Raw genomic sequence first — 17,052 nt, 5'->3', positions numbered from 1 at the left:
CATCGGTCTTCAGCGCGTTACCGTTGATATGGAGGGGAACGTTCAACTGGTTACCTTCACAGTGAACGACGGCCTCCCTTCGAATAATATTGTGGCCGTGGCGTTCAAACGCGATTCGTCCGGGCAGCCGGACGGCGGGATTTTCGTGGGAACGCCGATCGGCCTCACGCTATTTGCCGAGGGGGCTCTCCAGTAGTTTTCGCTTGGCTCCAGGTAATGGATAGCTCCCGGAGTCGCTGGAAATAGCCTTTTTTCTCAAAATTCATCTGATACTCATGGGGAAACGAGGATTTGATTTCATCGGCGAGACAAAGGGCTTCTTTAAGAAGCCTCTCTTCCAAACCATATTCCAGCGCTTCCACCAGGAGCGGCAATCGATCGGTTCGAATGGCGCTCGTACGGGTTTGATCCAGGAAGTTCAACAGATGCTTTCTTCTTTCGGAGTCTTGTCGTCCCGTGAGCATCGATTCCACGCAGAGGAAGTCGGATTCCACAACTTGATCCAACTTGGATCCTTGATGCCGGGCTTTAAACAAGTCGAGTTTCCGCCTCGCCTCTTCACGGCGGCCGGACCGCTCCAGAACTTGAATCAAGAGCAGTTCCGCTCGTTGGATCTCGTTCGGATAGGTTCCCAGAATACGTATGGCTTCCTCGACCGCGTTTTCAGCTTCGGGATAGCGTTGCTGGTTAAAGCGAAGTTTCCCTAGCGCGGCAAGCGCACGCCCTTTGTTATAGGGGTCTTGAGCCGTGTCAAAATAGGCTTGCGCCCGGGAGAGCCGGTTCTCGGCTCCATCGAAATCCCCCAAATACTCGGCGATCGTTCCCAGCATAAGGTGACATTGGTGCATGAGATTTTCGTTTTGGCCTTTTTGTAACAACGAGATCGCGCGTTTTAAATTGGCGATCGCGAGGGAAAACTTGAGCCGCCGGTAATTCACCTGGGCCAACCGGAGAAGCCCTCCGCCGTAGCCTACCAGATCGCCGAATCGATATGCGATCTGAATCGATTCCAAGTATCGATCCCTGGCCTGGGAGTAGTCGTGCCGGACAAAGGCGAGATTGCCCAGATTGAGAAGCGCTTTTTGAACGCCGCGAAGATCCTCCGTCTTTTCAAAAGCGGCATGCGCTCTTTGATAAAAGTCCGAAGCCTGTTGGAACTCTTGGTCCAGATACGACACATATCCGAGGAGATTGTAGAGATTCCCCGTCAGGTCCGTATTCGGCTCCGCGTTCCTCAGCGCCCGCAACGCGATACGGGTCACCTCGGCATGATGGCCCAACTGGGCATGAATTTTCCCTTTCAATAGGCCGAGTTCGGGTTTGGCATATTGAGGCGCCTTCTCTGTCAGGCTCTCGATCTCCCGGATCGCTTCCTCGTACTGGCCGCGCTCGAAGAAGAATTCCGCTCTGATCAAACACAATTGCTCTGAAACCCCGTCCCTGGAAACGAAATGGGCGTCGTTGAACCATTGACTCAATATCGATAGGGCGTCGGCCACGCTTCTTCCTCTGGCCTCCACGTAAAAGCGAGAAGTGAGGGCGTCGCGGAGCGACCCGGCGTTTTCGAGCTCAAGCGCGAGTTTTTGTGCGCATTCAAGAAAATAGAGTGCCCGATCCTTGCCCGGAAGTTTGGAGAGAGCTCGGCCCGCAGCCAGCGACCAACGGAGCGCGTTCTCCCGCTGGCCCGAAAGGAGGTAATGATAGGCGGTCTCCTCAGCAGAGCTTTCCTGCCGGGCCAAATAATCGCCCAGCTTCCCGTGCCATTGGCTGCGAACGGTGTGGTTGATCCGGCGGTACGCATGCTCTCGAATGAGATCGTGGCGGAAAACGAACATTTTCTCGTTTTTGAGAAACGTCACCAGCCCCGTCTGGGCCAGCCGCATTTGGAGACGTTCAGGCTCTATCTCGGAAAGATGCGCCAGCGGAAAGGCGGGGATTCGAGACCCTAGAACTGACGCTTTTTTTATCAGCTCTTGGTCTTCCGGGGTAAGCGAATCGAGCGAGGAGGCCAAGAGAAAGTCGATGTTTCCTTGGAACAACTTCTCCTTTGGAACGCCTCTTTTGATCGCGCGGGCCAGCTCGTGGAGGACAAACGGGTTGCCGCCGCATTGGGGGATGATTTCGTCGACTAGAAGCTCGGAACGTCCGGAATCGCCTAGCAAGTTTGTGACGAGATGACGGGCATCCTTTTCGGACAAAGGCGCCACTTCCAGCGGTTCTCCCAATTTGTCGCTTGCAATCCTGCTTGTGGTTAGAAAGATCACCGGCTTCTCTTCGAACGTTTTCATCAATCTCTCAAGCAAGGCCAACCCGGATGCCTCCGCCCGATGCGCGTCTTCGGTTTGGAAAAGGAGGGGCCGGGATTCTAAAACATGCTCGATGAATTGAGTCAGGAAGATCTCCAGTTGTTCCACGCCGATTTCAGACCGGGTCTGTTCTTCCGCAAGCGCTTTGGCCCAGATTTCAAGATCGGGATGTTTTTTGAGAGCGTGCGTGGAGAGGATCCGTTGAGCCAGCGTGAGGAAGGGGGCCAAGGTGCCGACGCCCCCTTCCTCAAAATAGAGACTTAAGATATCCGCGCCCCGCTCGGCGGCGATTTCGCGGGCTCTTTCGCAAAGAGCCGTTTTCCCGTTCCCCGCACTTCCAAAAAGAAAAAATTTTCCCCCTTTTTTCTCCCGAACCAACTCGTCGATCCGATTCGACAAAATTTGAATTTCATTTTCTCGGCCCACCAATTTCTTCCGTGAGAGAGCCGCTCGCGATTTTTCGATGTACTTGTGGGGGACTACCGGTCCGTCAAACCCTTTCAGCGCGACGGGAGGGAGCGCTTCGAAAATGTAATCGGCGGAGAGCAGATCCACAAATTCCTTTGAGGCGACCACTTGATCCCCTCCGGCAACCTGAAGGAGCCGAGAAGCCATGTTCACCGGATCTCCCATGACCGTAGTGGAGGCTCCCACCGACCCCACGGAAACCGTTCCGTACGAAGCGCCGAAGTGAAGGCTAAGTTGAAGCGAATGTTGGTCGTTGAAGGACTTCATTTCGTTTCTCAAGTCGTGGATGGCCGCCATGGCGCGCTCGGGATCATCCGGACGGGCGTGTTCGGTGCCGAAAACGAAAAGAATGCAATCCCCGATGATCTTGTCGATCACCCCTCCCCATTTCTGGACGTCCGCCGAGAATCGAGTCATCAACTGATCCATCAATTCACGGAGCCTGTCGGGATCTAACGTGTGGCTTAGACGGGTGAATCCGGAGACGTCCGCAAAAACGATAATGCCGTTTCTGCGCTCTTCCGATCGAGGACGAAGCTGAAATCCACAGAAGGGGCAAAAGCGAACGTTCTCGATTTTGATCTCGCCCTTACACTGTTTGCATTTCATGCGAGTGCCGTTATTTTCGCCTTTGATTTCGGTGGCTTCATCGCAGGTGTACGCCAGCCATTATCGTAGCCTGCCATATTCTTCCAGTCATTCAACCCTCTCCACGATGGACGATGCAGGTCGCACTTGGGGATCGACTCGTCCGCGTTCTGGAGAAAACGTAAGATGTCCGAAGAATAGAACTCATTTCTAAAAGCGGTGAAAAGATAGTTGGTGCCGCCGGAGGGAGTAGAGGAACCCGGCGGCAAGAGTGCAGTATCAAAGGCAAAACCAACAACATCAAACAGATAACCGATCTGCAAAATGAAAAGAGATGAACCGAGTGACATCCATATCACCCGACCTGTTGACCCGGTGTTGACCCAAATCACAAGGAAGGGTTACCGCGAGACGGTTGGTAACTCTCGCGCGAACGTCAGGACATGCAGCGTGAGTCAATCGACCTATTCCTGACGCGCGTATTTGCCTTACAATCAATTTTTCAAAGCTCTGGCACTTTACTACATGCCCACATTTGTGACTCGTAGGAGGATAATTTTCAATTCGGTATTCTGAACTCACCTTTCGAGAGCCAAGGAAGATCTGCTTTCTCCGCACGACGGATTCGACCTTTTTGCTCAACATAAATCGGCCAACTAGGAAGTTCAGATTTTTCGAGAATTCCTCGAAGAATATTTAGACATCCCAATTTTGTGCATGATGATGCCCAAAATGGTGGGCGATTGAGAAGGATCATTGGATCTGTTGGTAAACAACGTTCACTGTAAAGACCCGCTCCACCACTAATGTATCCAGATTGCTCATCCAAACTGAGCAGTTTGAGAAAGAGAGACCAACGTCCTTTGACAGAAGATGGGCAAACGGTTCGGACTTCAACTGGAATGTAAGAGCTGTTTTTGGGATCACGATTTTCGATAGGGAGTTGATTGGTAATAGCCATTGTTCTACATAAAGTTGCCTTTGCAATATTGGGAGAGGAAAAATACTTCGCAAGAGCCGAAGGAAGATCTTTGTTAAGGTTAAACGGCGCATCGATCCCAAATGCTATGGGTGGAAACGGATCTGTCGGTATGGCAACATTTTTTGTCACCTTGAAAGCTCTGGTGAAACTTTTTCCTGCGAGATTTTCGTCCCAGGCGACAACTTCGGAATCACTGAGCTGTCGTAAGAGAACACGGCCGTTAGATAATTCACTTTGATTTTGGATCCAGATAGGAACATTCTGCAAACGCGAAATGGAATCTAAATATTCCCATGCCCCTTGATCCTTTGCTCGATCAGGAACACCCCAGATTAGGCTTACCCAAAGACCAGGGACAAAGTATCCCACCAGTACTAATGAACAGAGAAGAGTCCCGATAAGTGGAAGGGCTCCCCGCCCGGATATCGTCTCTCGTGTGATTTGATTCGTCCTGCTTATCTGTATACCCGTCAATCTTCGAGCCTCCCTGTGTAGATTCACGATAATTTCGTAAGAAGGTAGGACCGAAGCCATTCTCGATCTTCTTTTGAAAGTGGTGAGAAAATCCCAATCCGCATCTGATCCGAAATGACCTGAAGCCCTTGCCCTTGATTCCTTCGACCCACTCGAATTTCCTCGATCGCCCGAGCTTGCATTGAAACTTGTCCGAAGCGACGGCGCAGGAAGGTCCAGTAGTGGCTCACCCCCTCTCTGTCGGCCCCGATGTATTCGCGTCCGCAGAAAGAAGCCAAAATGATGATTAATCCGATTAAGAAAAATATCGTTCCGAACACAAGTGCAATCCAATTGCCGCTCATGATCCCGGCGAAAACGGAGAGGGCTGCGCCGAATCCAGCAAAGGGGAGGCCCAAAGGCAAATACCCGATAGAGCTGATGGATATCCATTCCTCCCCGTTCAACGCAACTCGGGAAAGTCTACCTTTCGGCGGCCGGAGAGAGGCAGGTTGAATCATTTCCACGCTTCCCTTTGATATCCGTTCCCGCACCGACAAATCGAGATCTCCCGCGGCTCTTTTTTCGTATTTATTTTCGCCTTCGACCAGCATGGGAAGGTTAAGGAGTCGGGAGAAGCGTTCGGCACGCGCACGGTGATCGCTCGAAGTACGCGAACTATAAAGTTCTATATTCTTTTTCTTGTCGGTCCGATGAATCAAATCACAAAGGTATACGGTATGCGAAGGCCGATTTTTCCCTCCCGGAACGACCATCTGATGTTCCAGCACACCTTCGTATTCTGAAAACGACGCGGCCCAGGATACGCTTTTTAATATTGGGTTCGTTTTGCGATAGCGAACGATTCCGTTCTCAATATCAATCCGTGTGCGTGACAGGGCATGAAGCGAAAGAAAGATGATCCCCGTTCCCAGGAGAAGAGCAATTAACGGAACCACAAGAGGTACATCCGCTCTGGAACGCCAAATAAGTTGAAAAAGAAGTAGGAACCCCATTCCAGAAAATATTGAGCCGAACAGAGAGAAAAAAAGAAAAAGCGCCCAAATCGGGTCTTTATTCCGGTGCAAAGGGAGCTTTTCTCCCAGATCAACGATTTCCTTACGTTGAAAGCCGATCATATTTACAACAGCTATTGCACATCGAATTCAACCCGCTTGACCACTGGATCGGTAGAAACATTCTCGCTCCCACTCCATTGGTTGATCAAGCGGTAGCCCGGCATATTTGGAAGATGCTTGGGGAACCCATCCTTAACTTTCCGGGCTTCAGTAATGGTCCACTCCAACTGCACTTTTTCCGAATGCTTTGAATTCTGAACCGGGGACAGGACAATCTCGATGAGGTTCTTCTTTCCAGGATAGAGGTCGCTGCCGAAGTGACCGCCGTAGGAACAGGAAACAGGCCCACACATGGTCTTAAGTTTTCCGCCATTGGTCCTGATTCCATATTGAACATTTCCATGGCCAACGAACTGAATCTCGTAATAGTTCTTGAGGTTATCCCCCGCGTGCAAGGTGTCACCGTAGGCCCCCGTCGGGTTATAGATCTGCCACTTCTCTTTCCCCTTCACTACTCGGATGCCTAACATCAGCTTTCCGGTCGGGTTTTTGCGATCGGTATATTCCCATTCGATCAGGCAAACACCAAAGCTGTCGCAACTGATCGACGCCTTCTTTTGGTTCTGTTCTGCGTTCTCGATGAGGGCCTTAAATCTCCTGGAAAATGACGGAATAGCCTGATCCGGCATCTTGGGATCGATTCTTTTTACAAACTCAAGGTCGTTCTTCTTCACCGCGTTTACAAATTCGTCCACAAATGTAACCAAACTCTTGTCGTTAGCGACGGGGACCTCAACGGCATTCAACTTTTGGACGGCCTCATCGTTGCTTGGGAGACGCGTTATAGAAAATCCATCATCAAATGCACCGTCTAAAACGGGGATAAACTCATCTTTCTTCCTAGTTGGCTTGAGATAGAAACGGTATCGCTCTCCAATCTGTAGGCGGATCTCATGAGGGCCTCCGTCTAGGCTGAACCCAACGGTATTGTTCTTGAGGTGCTTCGCCCAAGCTTCATAATCAACATTCCAATACAAGAGATTAAATGACTTCGGAATCTCTCCTTTTTCAGAGGATATTTGTTGCACCTTGGCTTGCATTCGCTCTGTTGGATACGGGGCTTTCTCTCCCGCCCTTTGCTTCTCTCCCTTTTCTTCTGTTTTCTTTATGTCAAGGATCGTTCCGAGGACCACCGCTTCGGAACGTTCGAAAAGCTCTTTTGACGGTGGAGGATTGAATTTACGTTCCGCCAAAGGTGTTGACGGTGTAAACACTTCAAACAGGAGAAATCCTAAGAACACTCCCCAGAAATTTCGAAAACGATTTGGGGCAAGCTCCGTATATCGAACCGTGTGCCGAACATTTTTGTGCCCTCTGTATCGACTCATGTAATTCACTCCTTTCTCCGTAGTAATTTTTCCCCCGCCTTTGTAACCAGATACTTCTGTAATCGGCTCGCAGGCTTTTGGGGCAGACTTCGTTCAATAAGTTTTCTTGCCAGCAAGGATCGAATTATTCGATGGAGAGGACCTGAGGCCTGTTTTTGACCCAAAGCTATTGCCAGTGATGCTTTGCCAAGTGGGTGTTTAACTAGGGCGGCCAGCACACGGAGCTCCAGTGACTCTAGCTCCGACTCTAGCTGTGACCCTAGCTCCGACTCTAGCTCCCGCGAGAAACCTTCTCCGAACTTTTCTCCGAACCGCCTGACGGACTGTTCGCGGTGTTTCTTTAACGCCAATTCGGGCGATCGCTGGAACGATGCCCGAAAAAATACACCCGGCTCAAAAACGGGCTCGCGAAGTCCCGCGGCGAGCATTGCTTCCTTCATTTTTTGAATGCCCAAGCCGAAACGTTCGACTTTGTGCATGCGGAAAAAGAGATCAGCGATCAGTTCGTTCCTCCGGATCGAAACTTTGCCGAGGTTCTGGATTGACATACCTTTCGGCAAATCGCCGGGGTTTGCGATTTCGACCCGATCGTCGTGGACCTCGACGCTTATTTGCGTACCGGTAATGCTGTAGTCGCGGTGCATGAGCGCGTTCACAACAGCTTCGCGCAATACTTCAAGAGGAATTTCGTAAATGTCCTTACGGTTGACACCGTGGATCTCGCTTCGCACATTTAGATGTTTGCGGAGAAATGCGACCGCTTCGTTGAACTGCGTGAGGAGATCGTCACGCACGTCGCGCCGATCATAAATATGCATGCGATCCGTTCCCTTGAACGCGATTAGCGTCATCTGGGACTGATGGATATGCCGATATACATCCTTGGCGAAAAAGAGGATCCCCGCGTTTTTGATCCGGGACTGATCCGCCACGTTAAGACTGCGCAATACATCCTGAACTCCAGCGCGCCCGATTTGTATGCCGGCTTCTCTTGTAAAAGCGCGTATTTTCGAATTGGAGATGTCTTCCAGCGTGAACCCCTTGACTGTTCTTTCTTCGAAAGGGAGCGGTTCGTTCTCCGCAAACATGATGCGTAGCTCATCGTGGCTCATCTTCTGTGTGTTACCGTCGAGTCTTCGGTAGTAGCCTGAACCACAGGAGTATGGTTTATCCGATCCTTCCGACACGAAGATCGCCACCACTTTCCCGACTTGGGAAAACTCGACAGGAATCGTCGGCTTTAAGTTCCGCGCCAGGCTGTTGATTTTGGCCTTTAGGTCGTTGGTCAACCGTTCGCCGGCGATGGTGCCATCCTCCCGGACGCCGAGAAGTATGGTTCCTCCCTTGGCGTTGGCAAATGCCACAATATCTTCGTCCACCCGAGGCGTGTACCGTTCTTTGAACTCCACGGTTAAACCTTCGCCCTCGCGCATGAGAAGATTTACTTGGTTGGCGATCGCGGCACGCGAGGTGCGCGTACCTGGTTTGGTTTTCGGATTCATGATTACTCTATTTCCGCGCTTCCAACATTCTCTTTAGATATCCATCTTGCATGTCCCATGCTTCTTGAGATGTATTCAAAAGTTCGGCCAGGAATTTCAATCCGTATTTTTGTTCAATGTCGCGGAAGACGAGCATTTTTTGATACGCGGCAAGACTTAGACCCTCCTTTGCAGCCTCAGCTTGAATGACAGCGACAATATCTTCCCCCCGGTACGTCGTATATCCCGAAATCATGTGATCGGATTTATTCTCCATCGCCATTCTTGTTTTCCCTAAATCCATCTGCCGCTCGTGTCTGCCTTCCGCGTAAGCTCGGAGAATTGGATGGTCAGGCTTTGTTTTCGGATTGAAGTTCGTTTTGTTGATCTCATTGGCGAGGCCCTCGGCCAAAAGGACTTCATGGATCGCCACGCTTCTCACGTAATCCGTAATAGTCAGTTTGAGCGCTTGTGCCCGCTCTCTCATTGCCTTTGCTAAAATGGGAGGGGCCACGAAGGTGAAGTTGGCCGACCTTCCTTCCTTCTTAATCCAGATCAAGAGATCCGGATCAAAAGGCCCCCAGGCCTTCACATCGGAGAATACCCTCTGACGGATCATGCTCGCAGGCGCCATGCCGTAGGTATTGGCCGCAGGCTCCAGTGCGGCCCGCAGAGAAGGCTCCATGCGGACATTAAAGACGACATCCGGTGGGGTCTCGACCGTCTTTCGGCGGATCTTTGGTTTACGTCTCTTCATTCGCCTGTAATTCAGAGCAATCGTATGTATTTTCATTTCACGAGTCAATGTATTGACACTTCTTGGCAGTGGCGTTATATAAAATATACGTAGAATGAATATACAAAGAAGTGGGCAAAAATGGACGAGAAGGAAAGAGAAGAAATGTTGGAAGAGGTGAGTAGCGAGCCATGCTCCCCGACTACGTCGTGGAGCGCTCGCCCTTCTCACTTCGTTCGCAGGAAACCGATGGCGGCTGAAGCGGTCGGTGAACTCCGTAGCCGCGTCGTTCCGATCCGATTCACGCCGGCTGAATTGTCGTGGCTCCAGGAATCTTCCCGAGAGTTACGAGTGAGCGTGAGTGAGTACGTCCGCCGGGCAGCCTTTGGCCGAAAACTTCCGCTGCCTCCGGTGCCGTCTGTGAATCGAGAAACGTATCAAGAGCTCTCTCGGATCGGAAACAATTTGAGCCAGCTGATGCGCAAGATTCATTCAGGGATGGCGATGCCAATCGACCCCCACATGCTTCAGGAGCTTCGGGCAATGGTGACATCCATCGGCCTCCAAGTCATCGGGGCGGCAAAATGATCGCGAAACAGATCAAAGGCCGAAGTTTCGGCGGAGTCCTCAAATATATTCTCTCCAAAGACCGCGCCGAGATGGTTGGGGGCAACATGCTGGGTACGACGGCCAAGCAACTGACGGCGGAATTCAATGAAACCCGAAAGCTCAAACCCAACCTGGAGCGTGCGGTGTATCACACCAGTTTGTCGCTCCCGCCCGGTGAATCGTTATCCAATGAAAAGTGGCAAGAAGTCGCGCAGACGTATCTCGACGGGATGGGATTTTCCAAATCCCAATACGTCGCCGTTCGGCACCGGGATACGCCGCACGATCATATCCATATCGTGGCTTCTCGAATCGGGATGGATGGAAAGGTCGTCAGCGAAAGCCACGATTTTCGGCGAAGCGAAACGATCGTTCGCGGCCTGGAAATGGAATACGGCTTACAGCGTGTATTGCCAAGTCGGGAGGTGCCTTCGCGCGCCCCAACGTCGGGCGAACTGCACAAAGTCCTTCGAGAACAGACACCGACTACGAAACTGCGTCTGCAACACCTGGTCGACGAAGCGGCACACGGGCAGCCGACGATGAGTGCATTTTTTCAGCGCCTTCACGCCAGAAACGTGGAGACGATTCCGAATCGAGCCAAAACCGGCCATGTGTCCGGGATCAGCTTTTCCTTGGAGGGAGAAGTGATGAAAGGGAGTGACCTAGGCCGAGCCTACACATGGGCAGGTCTTCAAAAAATGAAGGGAGTTTCCTATGAACCAGAGCGAGATCGTCAAGCAATTCAAAACGCAACCGAGAGACTTCGCGGCTATGGAAGCCTTGAACGAGCTTCTTCAACTTTTACGAGAGAGCGACAACCGAGTAACCGAGCGGTGGGCGAGAGATCTCGAGCCTTTGGTCGGAGCGTTGAAGATCGCGTTCACGGAGGGGAGAGAAACATCGAACGAAATCAAGAGAGATACCAAGATGTATCAAGATATTCGGGAAGCCGCGGACACGACCTTTCGACGGATCGAATTTCAAAATACCGGAATGACCTTAAAAGTGTGGATTCACAGTCTCCTGGGCGCGCTCCTCGTGAGCGTTCTAGTTTTGAGCGTGTCCTCCGTATGGGACTGGCGATCTACCAAGAGGGAGCAAGAAACAGCAACCAAATGGGAACTCATTCGGAGAATCGATCCTCGATTGAGTCAGGACTTGGAAGGACTGGTAGAAAAATACCGGAAGCAATCCGAGAAGCGCTAAAGCCGTTTGACGAAGAACGCGACCGCCGAGAACGCAAAGAACCTCTCGAACGAGAAAAGAGCCGGGAACTTTTAGAAAAGAATCGCGGAAAGGGTTTAAGTCGCGGCAAGGGAAAGGGATTCGGCATTGACTTCTTCTAGAGAAGAACCTGTCGCTGTTTGGGTAAATCCCAAATTTCATGAAAAAAATGATTCGATCGGGATTCAAAGTGATATTCTGCCGTCATTCAGAACTCGGAGGGATTACAGTTCTTCCCGAGGGTTGTTCTTTGAAAACGGAATAGGTCGATTGCTCACAGTCAGTGATGTGGCCAAGCTACTTCAATGTAGCGAGCGAACGATTCGAAATATGGTGTCGGAAGGCCGAATTCCAACGGTCCGACCGACACCCCGGATGGTTCGCTTTCACTCGGACGTCCTTCGCAGATGGTTATCGGAAAGGAGTCATCCTTATGGATAAACAAGAAGCGAAACAACGTCCGCGACGGAAACTGATGACGATGCGGGGATATCCCGGCATTTTCAAAGTTCACGTCTGGCAGGAAGAGAGAGGAAAATATGTGGAGGTGGTCTCGCGAGGAGGTCGCCCGGCAAAGCCGTATCGGGCTATCCGGAGAGTTCGCGTAGGCGGAAAGCTCGTTCAACAGGCGCGTACGTTTGAGAATTTGGAAAACGCACGCGCTTGGCGAACGGAAGCAAATCCAGATCCTACGGAGATTCGGGTGAAACCCTCAACGTACACCCTTGCAGCTCTGGTAGAAGATTGGCGAGACTGGTCAAAACCCCGTTTCGCGATCAATACCTGGGAGAAGTATGTTCAGGAGTTGATTCATTTTCAACCCATCTTGAACATACCGGTAGAGGAACTTTCGGCATTTGATATCGATCGGTGGTTGCAAATCCTGATCGATCCCTCGTATCCGAAAAAATCGACGCGAGTGTCCTACTTCCGAGAACTCAAGGCGCTTCGAGGTATTTTGAACTGGTACCGAGAATACAAAAATCCGCGTTACCAGCCGCCGGTTCTCAAAAGACACAGTGAAGACTGTTTCTTCAAGCCAAAACCGGGGAGGCCGGATCTCTCGCTATCCGTTGAGGATCTGGAGAGATTTCTCGATCGTCTGAAAGAACGACACACGCCCGTCTATTACTACTTGGCGTCTTTTGAGGCGTTATGTGGCGCGCGGATCGGCGAGGCCTGCGGGCTACGCTGGGAATGTGTCGATCTGGAACGCCGAACCGTGGAAATCAAGCGGGTCTGTTTTTGGCACTTTCGAACGAAGGAGCCAGCGATCCGTGAAAGTACGAAAACGGGCCGCGATCGGGTCGTGGTTATTCCTGAGCGACTGGTCGAACTTCTTCAGGAATGGCGCGAGAAGGGATCAAAGGGGCCGTACGTCTTTCATCGAGACGGAGAGCTCTTGAGATACCCAGCGATTCAAAACGCGTTTAAAAAAGCGTTTCGAGTCTGTGATCTTCCGATCCGCTCGACACACGTGCTTCGTCATACGTTTGCAACGATTTTTTCGGAGCAGACCAATGACATTCGCGCCGCCCAGGCCGCGCTTGGGCATCAAGATCTTCGCGTCACACAGCATTACGCAAAGGTGGCCGAACGAACGCAGCGAAAAGCGATGATCAACTTTACACTTGGTCATGCAAAGCACGGCGACGGAAGTTCGACGAGTCCATCTTTATCGAAAGTCATTTCGATCAAACAACGGTCAGTAGTTTAATCGCATTTTGTGTGTTGACCCGGTGTTGACCCAAACGTCAGCCAACGGATTTTCACGAAAAGAAAATGCAGACCTGTTGACTTTTGTTGACCCAATGACCCTACGTTGGGAAAACCTAGATATCCACGGGCTTACGCCCGTGGGCCTCTTGGGAATGCAAGCTTCGCTTGTCCCAAGTCTTCTTTTTCCTGGTATCGGACGTACCGTTTGATCATGTCCTCATCCAAGCCCACTGTGCTCGCAAAATATCCAACCGACCACATCCCGCCTCGCCCGTAATATCGCTCCCGAATAAACTCGAACTTCTCCCTCAACGCTCGTCCCGTATTGCTTTTCATAATCCGTACTACGCTTGCGATGCTGTACTTTGGCGGGAAGCTTACTACGATGTGCACGTGGTCCGGTTGGATATTTCGCTCGATGTACTCGATCTCCGGATGGTACTTCCTCACTTCATCCAACTTGATCAGGAGATACTGCGAAACTCCGTCCACCAGCATCGAATAGCGATACCGAGGAATCCAAACCAGGTGATACATGCAGCGATACACACAGTGGGCTTGTCTTCTTAGTTCCATGCCCCCTGCTGTACCGGAAAAAAGAAGACTTGGGAGCCCGATTCACCCCCGGGCTTACGCCCGGGGATCTTCTAAGGTGTGTTAGAAATGATTTCGAGAGGATAGATCAAAAGGAGTGCCGCCGGAGGGATTTGAACCCCCACACGCATACGCGCACAAGGTCCTAAGCCTTGCGTGTCTGCCATTCCACCACGGCGGCGCCGGGCCTCGCCTGGAAATGCTATCACAAACTTGACTTGGGGACTCTCCTCTCTGTTCAAACTTCTCCACCGCTGGTATGACCAGGAACGATGAAGAGTGTGTGTGTTTTTTGCGGTATTCGATCCGGTTCGAGTCCGTCGTATGAGGCTGCGGCTCAAAGAATGGGCGAGGTTTTAGCGCGTGAAGGGATCCGCGTGGTGTACGGAGGGGGAAAGCTCGGAATGATGGGCACGCTGGCAAACACCGTCCTCAGTCATGGAGGGTCGGTGGTCGGCGTGATCCCGGAATTCCTAAAGACCAAGGAAGTGGTCCATGAAGGGCTTTCCGAGTTGCATGTCGTGCCTTCCCTCCATGAACGGAAGAATCTCATGTACGACCTGGCCGACGCGTTTATTGTTTTGCCGGGCGGATTGGGAACGCTTGACGAACTGACGGAAGTCTTGACGTGGGGTCAGCTCGGTCTTCACCGAAAATCGTGCGGAATCCTCAACACCGGGAACTACTTTCATCACTTTCTGGCCTTCTTCTCTCATTTGGCGGAACAGGAAATGATGCCTCAAAAGCATCTCGAACTATTGGTCGTGGAGTCCACGCCGGAGAAACTCTTGGAGAAGCTCAGAAATCACGTCCCCCCGGTTGATCCGAAATGGGTCAGCCGCGCGAATCTCTAAAACCCTGCCTCTTCCAATATAGATAAACCTTGCCCGCCGGCCCCAAGCGGCCTACATTTTTTGAAAATTTCGCAGCGAGGTACCCATGACGACCGCTTTGGTTGTAATTTTGGTTCTGCTTGTTCTTCTGATCGTGATCCCGATCGGGATTTACAACAATCTTGTCACCGGCCGAAACCGTTACAAGAACGCCTACTCGCAGATCGACGTCCAGCTCAAACGCCGCTACGACCTGATTCCGAACCTGGTTGAGACGGCCAAGGGATACATCAAGCATGAACGACAGACGCTGGAAGCGGTGATCGCCGCGCGCAACACGGCCTTTCAGGCGGCACAAAAGGCTTCGGCCTCGCCCGGTGAGGTCTCCGCGATGAAAAATCTCGCCGGCGCCGAAAGCATTTTGGGAGGTGCGCTTGGCCGGCTGATGGCCGTGGTCGAGGCGTATCCGGACCTTAAAGCCAATCAAAACATGATGCAGGTTTCGGAGGAGCTGAGCTCCACCGAAAATCGAATCTCCTTCGCTCGCCAGGCTTACAACGATGCCGTTATGGATTACAACATCACGCGGGAAAAGTTCCCCAATTCGTTGATTGCGGGGCCGTTTAATTTCACGGAAGCGCAGCTCTGGGAAATGGAATCGGTCGAGGAGCGCAAGGCTCCGAAAGTCTCGTTCGGTTAGAAATGTAACGCGGCTACTTGAACTTTTTCAGTCAGCAGGATCAGCGGAGGAAGAACACAAGAACGCTGATTTATCTCTTCGCGCTTTCGCTGCTTCTCATCCATTTATCCATTTACACCGTGACCGTCTGGTCGCTGGATCTCGCCCATCTCCTCCCCGGCAGAACGTATCGCTGGTGGCATTCCTTCCTCTTCTTCTGGGTGACACTGGTGAACGGGGCGGTCGTCCTCGGCGGGAGTCTGTACATGCGAAGAAAGCTGGCACCGGGCGGGACCGCCGTGGCGCTCATGTTGGGAGGGGACCTTCTGCTTGAAACGGCCGAAAACTCCTTCGAGCAGCGCCTGAAAAACGTCGTCGAGGAGATCGCGATCGCGTCCGGCACACCCGTGCCTTTGGTTTTCTCCCTTCCCCGCCAGACGAGCATCAACGCGTTTGCCGCGGGTCACACGCGCGGCGACGCCGTGATCGTGGTCACCCGCGGGGCGCTCGAACTTCTAAATCGCGACGAATTGCAGGGCGTCATCGCGCATGAATTCAGCCATCTTCTCAACGGAGACACCCGCCTCAATCTTCAAATGGCCTCGACCCTCTATGGCATTCAGGTGATCAGCACGCTCGGGAGTTTTCTTATTCGCACAGGCGGTTTGCCTTTCGTCGTTCTCGGTTTTTACCTGTACGTCTTGGGATACATCGGAGTTTTCTTCGGTCGGTTCATCAAATACGCCGCATCCCGCCAGCGGGAATACCTGGCCGACGCCTCCGCCGTTCAATTCACGCGAAATGCGGCCGGGATTTCCGGCGCACTCAAGAAAATCGGCGGCCTCCGGCAAGGCTCTCGAATTCATCATCCGTACGCCGAGTCTCTAAGCCATCTCTTTTTTGAAAGCGCCGTGGAGGAACCCTTGTTTTCGTTTCTGTCGACGCATCCCCCACTTGCGGATCGGATCCGCACGATCGACGCCTCCTTTGACGGAGCTTATCCCTATGTAGAGTCGTTGCCCTCCCCTCCGGCGGAGGAGTCGGGAATTTTTCCCCTTCGCACGAGAACGACTGAACGGATTCCAATTGTCGCGGCGGTCGGCGAGAACGACCTGTTGCGCCGCGTGGCGGATCCCTTACCCAAACACCTCGTCCATGCGCATGACTTTTTGGCCACTTTGCCTCCGATCGTCGCCCGGGCGGCCCGAAGTCCTTCGGCGGCCCAGCACTTGATTTACGCTCTTCTCCTTCAAGACTCCGAGACCGAACGGACCCATCAGATCGCCGCCCTTCAAGAAGAGATCGGAGACGCAAATGCAAATGAAGTCGCTGCGTTAGCCTTAGCGGTGGCGATTCTTGGTCCAACGGCTCGACTACCCCTGATCGAACTGTCACTACCCGCGTTGCGAATGCTTTCCATGCAACATCGAAAGGATTTGCAGCGCCGGGTCCGGGTTCTTGCACGTTCGGATCGCAAACTGAGTATTTTCGAATTCGCGCTGGAGCGCGTTCTTGCGAAACACCTTCGTGCGTTACCTTTGCGGCACAAAATTCAATACTTCGCCGTCAAACCGCTTCTTCCCGACTGTGAAGTCGTTCTCTCTATGCTGGCGTACGCCGGTCAATCGAGTCTTCCCGCGGCTCAGGAAGCTTTTGCGCGCGTGGGTCATACGCTTTCTCGCGACGCTCTCGGAATGCTTCCTCTTCACGAATGCACGTTGGAAACATTGGAACGATCTCTCGACCGGTTGGCCGCGGCACCTCCGGTCCTAAAACAGAGAATCCTTACAGCGGCTATGCTTTGCGTGACGGCGGATGGAAAAATCACGGAAAAAGAAGGGGAATTGTTGAGAGCGATTGCCGATACGTTGGATTGTCCCCTGCCGCCGTTTTTGGCGACACAACGGTAA

15 protein-coding genes and 1 tRNA gene are annotated in these 17,052 nt (G+C 52.1%); 7 read left to right on the top strand and 9 right to left on the bottom strand.

The annotated features are described in order from the left end of the window. Positions 1–196: hypothetical protein (locus VI895_04085; GenBank protein HLG18982.1), on the top strand; the 196-nt coding region annotated here is incomplete at its 5' end. Here the strand turns inward: VI895_04085 and VI895_04080 are convergent. The 7 genes from VI895_04080 to VI895_04050 all read right to left on the bottom strand — a co-directional run bounded on the left by VI895_04080 (position 165) and on the right by VI895_04050 (position 9,502). Beyond that, entirely contained in the window at positions 165–3,383 is a 3,219-nt protein-coding gene (locus VI895_04080) for an adenylate/guanylate cyclase domain-containing protein (GenBank protein ID HLG18981.1), read from the bottom strand. The two genes, VI895_04085 and VI895_04080, sit on opposite strands and share 32 nt — an antisense overlap. After that, complete coding sequence (locus tag VI895_04075; protein ID HLG18980.1) at positions 3,380–3,712, bottom strand: hypothetical protein; 333 nt, start codon at positions 3,710–3,712, stop codon at positions 3,380–3,382. Before VI895_04075 ends, VI895_04080 begins: the two co-directional genes overlap by 4 nt. Positions 3,713–3,921: 209 nt before the next feature. Continuing rightward, on the bottom strand, positions 3,922–4,713 hold the full coding sequence (locus VI895_04070; GenBank protein HLG18979.1) for a hypothetical protein: 792 nt from the start codon (positions 4,711–4,713) through the stop codon (positions 3,922–3,924). 128 nt (positions 4,714–4,841) lie between these two features. Continuing rightward, entirely contained in the window at positions 4,842–5,756 is a 915-nt protein-coding gene (locus tag VI895_04065; protein HLG18978.1) for a hypothetical protein, read from the bottom strand. Positions 5,757–5,947: 191 nt separating this feature from the next. Further along, complete coding sequence (locus tag VI895_04060) at positions 5,948–7,129, bottom strand: hypothetical protein (GenBank protein HLG18977.1); 1,182 nt, start codon at positions 7,127–7,129, stop codon at positions 5,948–5,950. Positions 7,130–7,269: 140 nt separating this feature from the next. Then, complete coding sequence (locus VI895_04055; GenBank protein ID HLG18976.1) at positions 7,270–8,766, bottom strand: ATP-binding protein; 1,497 nt, start codon at positions 8,764–8,766, stop codon at positions 7,270–7,272. Positions 8,767–8,773: 7 nt separating this feature from the next. Further along, the gene (locus VI895_04050; protein ID HLG18975.1) at positions 8,774–9,502 is read right to left on the bottom strand and encodes a hypothetical protein; all 729 of its coding nucleotides are present in this window, start codon (positions 9,500–9,502) and stop codon (positions 8,774–8,776) included. Between the two features lie 228 nt (positions 9,503–9,730). Between VI895_04050 and VI895_04045 the strand changes: the two genes are divergently transcribed. The 3 genes from VI895_04045 (at position 9,731) to VI895_04035 (ending at position 13,034) form a co-directional block, all read left to right on the top strand. Next, positions 9,731–10,069, top strand: a complete 339-nt coding sequence (locus tag VI895_04045; protein ID HLG18974.1) for a plasmid mobilization relaxosome protein MobC — start codon at positions 9,731–9,733, stop codon at positions 10,067–10,069. Beyond that, entirely contained in the window at positions 10,066–11,439 is a 1,374-nt protein-coding gene (locus VI895_04040; protein HLG18973.1) for a relaxase/mobilization nuclease domain-containing protein, read from the top strand. Before VI895_04045 ends, VI895_04040 begins: the two co-directional genes overlap by 4 nt. A gap of 311 nt (positions 11,440–11,750) precedes the next feature. Beyond that, entirely contained in the window at positions 11,751–13,034 is a 1,284-nt protein-coding gene (locus VI895_04035; GenBank protein ID HLG18972.1) for a site-specific integrase, read from the top strand. A 131-nt stretch (positions 13,035–13,165) separates the two neighbouring features. Here VI895_04035 and tnpA read toward each other — a convergent pair whose 3' ends face one another. Then, on the bottom strand, positions 13,166–13,612 hold the full coding sequence (tnpA, locus tag VI895_04030; protein ID HLG18971.1) for an IS200/IS605 family transposase: 447 nt from the start codon (positions 13,610–13,612) through the stop codon (positions 13,166–13,168). Positions 13,613–13,728: 116 nt separating this feature from the next. Next, positions 13,729–13,811 (bottom strand) — tRNA-Leu (locus VI895_04025). Between the two features lie 91 nt (positions 13,812–13,902). On the opposite strand from VI895_04025, the gene VI895_04020 reads away from it, so the two are divergent. The 3 genes from VI895_04020 to VI895_04010 all read left to right on the top strand — a co-directional run bounded on the left by VI895_04020 (position 13,903) and on the right by VI895_04010 (position 17,052). Continuing rightward, entirely contained in the window at positions 13,903–14,484 is a 582-nt protein-coding gene (locus VI895_04020; protein HLG18970.1) for a TIGR00730 family Rossman fold protein, read from the top strand. Positions 14,485–14,569: 85 nt separating this feature from the next. Beyond that, positions 14,570–15,163, top strand: coding sequence for a LemA family protein (locus tag VI895_04015; GenBank protein ID HLG18969.1), 594 nt, complete (start codon positions 14,570–14,572; stop codon positions 15,161–15,163). A 17-nt stretch (positions 15,164–15,180) separates the two neighbouring features. After that, positions 15,181–17,052, top strand: a complete 1,872-nt coding sequence (locus tag VI895_04010) for a M48 family metalloprotease (GenBank protein HLG18968.1) — start codon at positions 15,181–15,183, stop codon at positions 17,050–17,052.

It is taken from the genome of Bdellovibrionota bacterium (genome assembly GCA_035292885.1).
Lineage (GTDB): Bacteria > Bdellovibrionota_G > JALEGL01 > JALEGL01 > DATDPG01 > DATDPG01.
Note: the sequence above shows the minus strand (reverse complement) of the source record. Positions and strands in the feature narration are given on the sequence as shown.

Excerpts from the sequence above, each read along its gene's own strand:
- VI895_04080 (HLG18981.1), bottom strand. The coding sequence starts at position 3,383 with ATGAAATGCAAACAGTGTAAGGGCGAGATCAAAATCGAGAACGTTCGC.
- VI895_04075 (HLG18980.1), bottom strand. The coding sequence starts at position 3,712 with ATGTCACTCGGTTCATCTCTTTTCATTTTGCAGATCGGTTATCTGTTT.
- VI895_04055 (HLG18976.1), bottom strand. The coding sequence starts at position 8,766 with ATGAATCCGAAAACCAAACCAGGTACGCGCACCTCGCGTGCCGCGATC.
- VI895_04050 (HLG18975.1), bottom strand. The coding sequence starts at position 9,502 with ATGAAGAGACGTAAACCAAAGATCCGCCGAAAGACGGTCGAGACCCCA.
- VI895_04045 (HLG18974.1), top strand. The coding sequence starts at position 9,731 with ATGGCGGCTGAAGCGGTCGGTGAACTCCGTAGCCGCGTCGTTCCGATC.
- VI895_04040 (HLG18973.1), top strand. The coding sequence starts at position 10,066 with ATGATCGCGAAACAGATCAAAGGCCGAAGTTTCGGCGGAGTCCTCAAA.
- VI895_04035 (HLG18972.1), top strand. The coding sequence starts at position 11,751 with ATGGATAAACAAGAAGCGAAACAACGTCCGCGACGGAAACTGATGACG.
- tnpA (HLG18971.1), bottom strand. The coding sequence starts at position 13,612 with ATGGAACTAAGAAGACAAGCCCACTGTGTGTATCGCTGCATGTATCAC.
- VI895_04020 (HLG18970.1), top strand. The coding sequence starts at position 13,903 with ATGAAGAGTGTGTGTGTTTTTTGCGGTATTCGATCCGGTTCGAGTCCG.
- VI895_04015 (HLG18969.1), top strand. The coding sequence starts at position 14,570 with ATGACGACCGCTTTGGTTGTAATTTTGGTTCTGCTTGTTCTTCTGATC.